Annotated in this window: 3 protein-coding genes; 2 read left to right on the top strand and 1 reads right to left on the bottom strand. The window is 43.0% G+C overall.

All coding sequences use genetic code 11. The features are described from left to right. The coding region (locus tag DLD82_RS17850) for a sensor histidine kinase (RefSeq protein ID WP_146199856.1) at positions 1–361 on the top strand (361 nt) is incomplete at its 5' end. 5 nt (positions 362–366) lie between these two features. Here the strand turns inward: DLD82_RS17850 and DLD82_RS17845 are convergent. Continuing rightward, positions 367–3,453 (bottom strand): PAS domain S-box protein, encoded by a 3,087-nt coding sequence (locus DLD82_RS17845; protein WP_109942486.1) that lies wholly within the window; start codon positions 3,451–3,453, stop codon positions 367–369. 238 nt (positions 3,454–3,691) lie between these two features. On the opposite strand from DLD82_RS17845, the gene DLD82_RS17840 reads away from it, so the two are divergent. Continuing rightward, the gene (locus DLD82_RS17840; RefSeq protein WP_109942485.1) at positions 3,692–6,769 is read left to right on the top strand and encodes a PAS domain S-box protein; all 3,078 of its coding nucleotides are present in this window, start codon (positions 3,692–3,694) and stop codon (positions 6,767–6,769) included. Positions 6,770–7,167: the final 398 nt, after the last annotated feature.

Below are 7,167 nucleotides of genomic sequence, written 5' to 3'. Positions count from 1 at the left end.
AGATACGAATCTGGAAAATTACTCCATTCTTGCCGACCCCATGCTGGAAAAAGTGTTCTTCAATCTGCTGGACAACTCTCTTCGTCACGGAGAAACGGTCTCAAAAATACGGGTATTTACCCGTAAGAATGAGGATTACCTGGATGTGATATGGGAAGATAATGGCATCGGTATCACAGAGGAAGACAAGGATTTTATCTTTGAACGGGGATTTGGAAAGAATACCGGTCTTGGGATGTTTCTTGTCAGGGAAATTTTGTCCCTGACTGATATTACTATCACCGAGAATGGGAAACCAGGAATAGGGGCACGGTTTGAGATATCAGTGCCGAAAGGAATGTATAAAAAAACAGATGCTTAAACCGTTTACTCATGCTTTCTTAAAAAACTGAGCACCTTTTCTGACTTAATCCACTCTATGTCAAAATTTGTAACCATCTGATCAATCCTTATTATCTCATCGTGGATTTTTTCCCTGATCTCTTTGGTATCTATCATATCAAGTAAACACAACATAATACTGAGAGGATTTCTGATTCCATCATTCAGAATGGCGAGTTTTGCAATATTTTCATTGATTTTTTCAATAGCCATCACCCGCTCTTTTTCTAATTTCCTCTCAGAGGTAACATCCCAGCCCTGGGCAATCGTTGCTATCGGTTTTTCTTTCGCCGGGTCCATAATCGTTGACATACTCCATACAACCGTACGGATAGAACCATCCTGATGCTCCATCTTCAGTTCAATCGTATCCCGAACCCTTTGGTCGGGGAAGAGTTCTATCTTCTGTATCAGAGCTTCTGCCTGATCAGCAGAGAGGAGATCTAACAGATTTTTGCCGATTAATGAGTCTGCACCTTTTCCAAGGAAGTTCTCACAGGAATAATTGATTCGGGCAATAACATAGTCATTATCCCAGACCATAATCGGATTAAAAGCACTGGAGATGAGGTTTTCCAGGTATTCGTTGGTCTCCTGGACGGCATTTTCGGCCAGTTTCCGTGCAGTTATGTCTAGGAAGACCGTGGTAAACTGTCCTTTCTCCGGTGAATAGACATTCACATCATAATAACGGTCCTTGTTTACCTCATAACTTTCAAAATGAATCGGTTCACCGGTAAGAGCTACCTTTCCGTATTTTTTTATCCATTCAGGATCACAGTCAGGTTTCACTTCACGGATAGTCTTTCCGACGATATCAGCGAAAGAATGCCCGGTAATCTGTTCAAATGCGGAGTTGGCATCAAGATAGCGATAGTCACATGGAACGCCGGATTCATCGATTATTATCTCGTGCAGAACAATGCCGGCAATATTAGCTTCAAAAAGCTGCCGAAATTTCTTCTCTCTCTTTTCTATCTCATTTTGAGCATCTACTATCTCGAAATATTGATGTCTGAGCTCTTCCTCCACCCCTGAAAGTTGCTGATACGCTTCCTGGAGTTCATGCTGTTTCCGGATAAGTTCAGATTCGGCATATTTACGCTTGGAAATATCTTCAACCGTCCCTTCAACATATTGCAGATCGCCGGAATCATTGCAAATTACCTTTGCATTGATGGAAACCCAGATATTATTTCCTTCTTTTCCCCTGTGCTCACATTCAAACTTCTGAATCACCTCGTCACGGGCAAGGATATCCCGAATTGTTCTCCAGTCATCAGGAACGAAATACAGGGACTCACCAAAACCTGTTAATTCCCCTTTCATTTCATCTGTGGAGTCATACCCATACATTTGGGCGAGGGCTGGATTCAGATTGATAAATTCTCCTTCCGCTGTTGCCCGGAAAATTCCCAGTATTGAATTGTTAAAGAGTTCACGATAGTCCCTTTCACTTTCAAGAAGATCTGACTCTATCTCTTTTTGTCTGGTAATATCCAGCATTACCCCGCTGAAAATTAGTTCATCCCCAACCCGAACCGGCGCTGATACTCCACGGAAATAGAGAAGATCTCCTGATGGCTTTACAAACCTTCCTTCAAAGTCCCATCGTGTTTCGGATTTTATCGCCTGTTTTATTGACTTTGTAAAAGGTTCCCGGTCATCTGGAATCATACCGGATTTTAGTTTTTGCAGAAAAGACGAGGGATCCCCTTGTTCACCAAAGATTTCATAGGCCCTTTTACTCACATAGGAAAGACCGATTTCTCCGGAGTCCTTTGCATAAAACTGGAATACAACCCCGGGTATGGTTTCAGCAATACCTGTCAGCTGGTCCTTGCTTCTTTTGAGTTCCTCTTCAATCTTCTTTCTATCGGTTATATCAACCATTGTCGAGAGAATGTGACGTTCTCCTTCAAGCATGACATAAGTTGAAGAAACAACATGTGTTCTGACTTCTCGCTGACTAGTGACTACGGTTATCTCTTCATCCTTGAAATATCCCTGTTTTTTTAGTTTTTCGGAAAGATGCCGTCGTTCATCCGGGTAGATCGCTCCCACTTCGTCACTCCGCTTTCCCAGGAGATCAGATAACGGATAGCCTATTATTTTTTCAAGATACTTGTTAACAAGGACTAACTGCTCACGGGAGTTCATAACCGATACAGCCAGAGGTGCCATATCAAACAGGGTTCGAAACTTCTCCTCACTCTCAATAAGTGATGCATTGATGGTATCAAGCCGCCTTCCCAGGGTTTCTGATAGGATAATGACCACGGCTGAAATGATGACAAGGGCTATCAGAACCTGCAGTGTAATCATTATCGCCGGATTCAACGGAAATGAATCCGTAATGAGATGATCAATAAGTTCGAGAGCAATGATGAGTCCAATAGAACTGGGAAGCAGATATCTCATCAAAATTGCCCGGGAAGATTCACCGGAAAAGAGGGTTAGGGGCAGAACATTTGTTCCTGCCTGAGTTATATATCCGACTGACAGGAGAATAAATCCAATTGCCGAGGGAAGAGACACAGGAATGAAGGAACTTTGGTGCATAAGGGGAGAGTCTAAAAGATAACCAAAAATGAATGTAATGCTCATTGCGAGAACGAAAGTCGCCGGCAGCCCTGCATATGTAGTATATCCTTTTAAAAGAGAAAAAGCAGAAATCCCAATAAGAATAAAGCCTAAAGCAGAGACGGGTGACATCATTCCTGCCTTATCAACAATAACCGAAGGAAACAGGGTCAGGAGGGCAGAATGAAAACCGGTATTAATACCTCCACCAGATTCAGCAAAATAAAAAAATCCTACCAGAATCGTAATGATTGTAGTGATGAGAGCGTATGATTTCACAGCAGGATACTGATAGTCTGAAACCATCAGTGCCACTCCCAGGAGGACGAACAAAACCGGACTGATTGGTGAAACCGGGATATATGATTCCTGATACATGGCTACCATGCCAGTACTGATGATAGACCCGATAATACCATAGATGCCAAAGATCGTAATCGCTATCCCACAGCCCCTGGAAACCTGCCGGGAAGATATTGATAGCTCCATATAATATTCCTGATCAGGATGGCAACCAGTGTATACTCTATCAACAAGTGTTTTGAATGTTTGCGTAGAGGATCAGGAAATTATAAGTATGAGCCGGAGAATGAATGGATTGTCATTGTTTATTACGTATGATATGTTGATACCTTTTACTAACCAGAATCTAAAAGGATAACTATCCAGAAAAGCAAATTCAGACTGATAATGAATCAGGAAACTAATCATTTTCAAAATAAAAACGATGCCAGATACGAATACTCTTGAGAATGAACCAGGGATGCAGCCTCTCATAGCCTCCCCGATATCTATCCTCTATGTTGATGATGAGGAAGGACTTCTCGACATGGGAAAACATTTTTTAGAGCGAACTGGAACTTTCCGGGTTGATACGTTAACCTCTGCACAAAAAGCCCTTACATCACCCAACCTTCACTCCTATGATGCCATCGTCTCTGATTACCAGATGCCCGATATGGATGGCCTGGAATTTCTCCTGGAGGTACGAAAGCAACTTCAAAACATTCCTTTCATCCTCTTTACCGGGAAAGGAAGAGAGGAGGTAGTTATCAAAGCGATAGAGAACGGGGTGGATTTCTATCTCCAGAAAGGAGGTGACCCCGCATCACAGTTTGCAGAACTCTCCGATAAGATTAAAAAAGCAATCGAACGAAGGAGAGCAGTAACTGATCTCAAAGAAAAGAGCGAGTATCTGAACAGTATCTTTTCATCGGTAAAAGAAGGAATCGCAATAATCGATGCTCACACCCATGAGATCCTGGACGTGAATCCGGCAGCAGAAGACCTTATCGGGACAGAAAAACGCAATATCATCAATCGGCTCTGTCATGCTTTTCTCTGCCCTGATGAGGAAGGAAAGTGTCCGGTCAGCTCTCTGCACCAGATGGTAGATCACTCAAAACGAACGCTCATCACCGCTGATGGGACCCTGGTTCCCATCATAAAATCGGTTGTTCCTTTTACCTTTCAGGGTAGAGAGTGCCTTCTTGAAACATTTTTTGATTATTCTGAACAGGAACGTGCTCATAATGACCTACTCGCTCCATATGAACAGATATCTGCAACTGAAGAGGAGTTACGCGAACAGTACAATGAACTGAGGAGTTTGCAGGAATCATTGCAGGAGAGTGAGAAAAAATTCAGGACGATTGTAGAGACATCTCCGGATGCAATCTGGGATCTCAGCCCTGATGGAGTTTTTACCTATATCAGCCCCCAGAGTAGTGCTATCATCGGGTATTCTCCGGAAGAACTGATAGGCAATAACCTGGGAACCATCCTGAATCCTGAAGGGAGAAGAAAAATGAAGGGTATTTTAGAGGATGGGATGGTAAGGAAATCAGGGCTGCTCACCTTTGAAATACCTGCTCTTCACAAGGATGGAAGTCAGCGGATTCTCAATATCAGATCATTTCCCCTGGAAGATACTTCCGGAAACCGAACAGGATTTAGGGGTATCACCTGTGATGTGACTGAACGAACAGTCATGATACAGGCACTCAAAGAGTCTGAGGAACGTTTCAGATTAATGGCTGAACGGTCCTCTGATCTGATAATTATCCTTAATGACCAGCTCTGTGCAACATATATCTCACCATCCGTTCTCACTATTACCGGATATACCTCTCAGGAACTGATTGGAAAATCGAGTGATTATGCCGGACCATTACTCTTTCCGTTAGATATTGCTGAATTCAAAAGAATTTTCCACACCTTGCAGAAAAGAGAATCTGTCGAGGATGTAAACATCAGAATTCAGACCAAAACGGGAAAATCTGCATTCGTAAACCTTTATGCGGTTCCAATTTTAAGCAATAATATCCTGACCGGAGCCCAGGTCTCGATGCGGGTTATTACCTCGGTAAAAGAGATTAAGGCCGCTCTTTTTGAAAGTGAAGAAAAATACCGGCTGCTTGCAGAGAATATCCATGATGTCATCTGGACATCAGATTTGAATATGCAACTGACATATATCTCACCATCCATCACCCGGGCTCTGGGTTTCACCCAGGAAGGAGCATTGGAGATGGGGCTTGAAGATTTTTTGACTCCGGATTCATTGCAGACATTTAAAAGAATACAGAAACAGGCATTTGAGATAAATAAAGCAGGAAAGCCTCTCGAGGAAAGAGTTGTCCTTGAACTGGAGTTTAAAAGGCGGGTTGGATCTCCCGTCTGGGCCGAATTGATAATGTCAACGGCCTTTGATGCCAATAAAAACGTTACCGGATTTCTCGGAGTAACAAGAGACATCAGCAAAAGAAAAGTGACTGAAGATCTCCTTCGAAAGAGTGAGGAAAAATACCGATCATTCGTGGAGAATGCCAACGATATTGTCTTTTCAATGACACCGAATGGCATCATGACTTATGTACCGGAAAAATGGACAGGATTATTTGGATATGAAAATAATGAAGTAATTGGGAGCCATGCATCACAGTTTATCCATCCGGATGATTATTCCCGAATCGTTGATTTTGTCAGAAAAAAGGTTATCGGGGAGAAAGATCATGGCACCGTTGAATGTCGGCTGCTCCATAAAAACGGTTCATGGCAGTGGCATTCCTTAAGTTATTCTCCAATTTTCGATGAAAAGGGCAGGGTTGTTCTTATCCAGGGAATATCACATGATATCAATGAACGCAAGCGAACCGAAGATGCATTGAAGAGAGCAAACCGGCAACTGGGTCTGCTCACGGGAATCACAAGGCATGATATCCTCAATAAGATAGCGATTATTTACGGGTTTTTAGAGCTCATGGAGAAAAAAATTGTGGATCCATCGCTCACCGAATATTTCGAGATCATGAATACCGTTACCAATGATATCCAGATCCAGATTGAATTTACCCGTATATACGAGGAACTTGGGTCTCAGGACCCGAAGTGGGTACTTATTGATTCGGTCATCCCCCGCTCTCAGCTTCCGTCTTCTGTCACTCTGACCACGGATATCCGGGGAATATCCATCTTTGCCGACCCCATGCTCGAGAAAGTATTTTTTAACCTGCTTGATAACTCGATTCGTCATGGGATGACCGTATCAGAGATACGGGTATCGGCCCGGAATGAGGATGATTTTCTGTTCGTATTATGGGAAGACAACGGAGTAGGGATTGCGGAAGATGAGAAGGAGAAGATCTTTGAGAGAGGTTTTGGGAAGAATACCGGTCTTGGGATGTTTCTTGTCAGGGAGATATTGTCACTGACCGATATTACGATTATTGAGAACGGAGAACCAGGGGTAGGAGCCAGGTTTGAGATGAGAATTCCCCGGGAATCATACCGGATAAAAACATGAAAGAGGAATAATATCAGCGATAACATCTGCGGTGTATGGACCCGGAAATTGGAGCGGTTACGATTGCTTCGTATCGGAGATACACAGTAGGGCCTCTAAAATGTTTTGGCGCAGATTTAGATTTAGAATATCCTCTAAAATTCCTCCTGTTGTGAACCAGAATATCCGGTAAACCCGGATCATCCATTACCCTGATTATCAGAGACAACAAACCTCCATATATGAGTTCATCGCCACCATCCTGGCGGGATATAAAAACGGGTTTAACCGGAATGGATGAAAAGGACCTCATATCTCTCATTCATGACCTCTATGCTCTGAATAAGGAGAACAAGGAGTTCCTGCAGGGAAGAATTGGCGGAAAGGAAGCATATAAAAGCCTTCGTGAGAATGCCGCC

Source organism: Methanospirillum stamsii (assembly GCF_003173335.1).
GTDB lineage: Archaea > Halobacteriota > Methanomicrobia > Methanomicrobiales > Methanospirillaceae > Methanospirillum > Methanospirillum stamsii.
The sequence above is the reverse complement of the archived record's forward strand: the minus strand, read 5'-3'. Positions and strand labels throughout refer to the sequence as shown.

Coding starts and splice junctions, on each gene's coding strand:
- DLD82_RS17845 (WP_109942486.1), bottom strand. CDS start 3,453: ATGGAGCTATCAATATCTTCCCGGCAGGTTTCCAGGGGCTGTGGGATA.
- DLD82_RS17840 (WP_109942485.1), top strand. CDS start 3,692: ATGCCAGATACGAATACTCTTGAGAATGAACCAGGGATGCAGCCTCTC.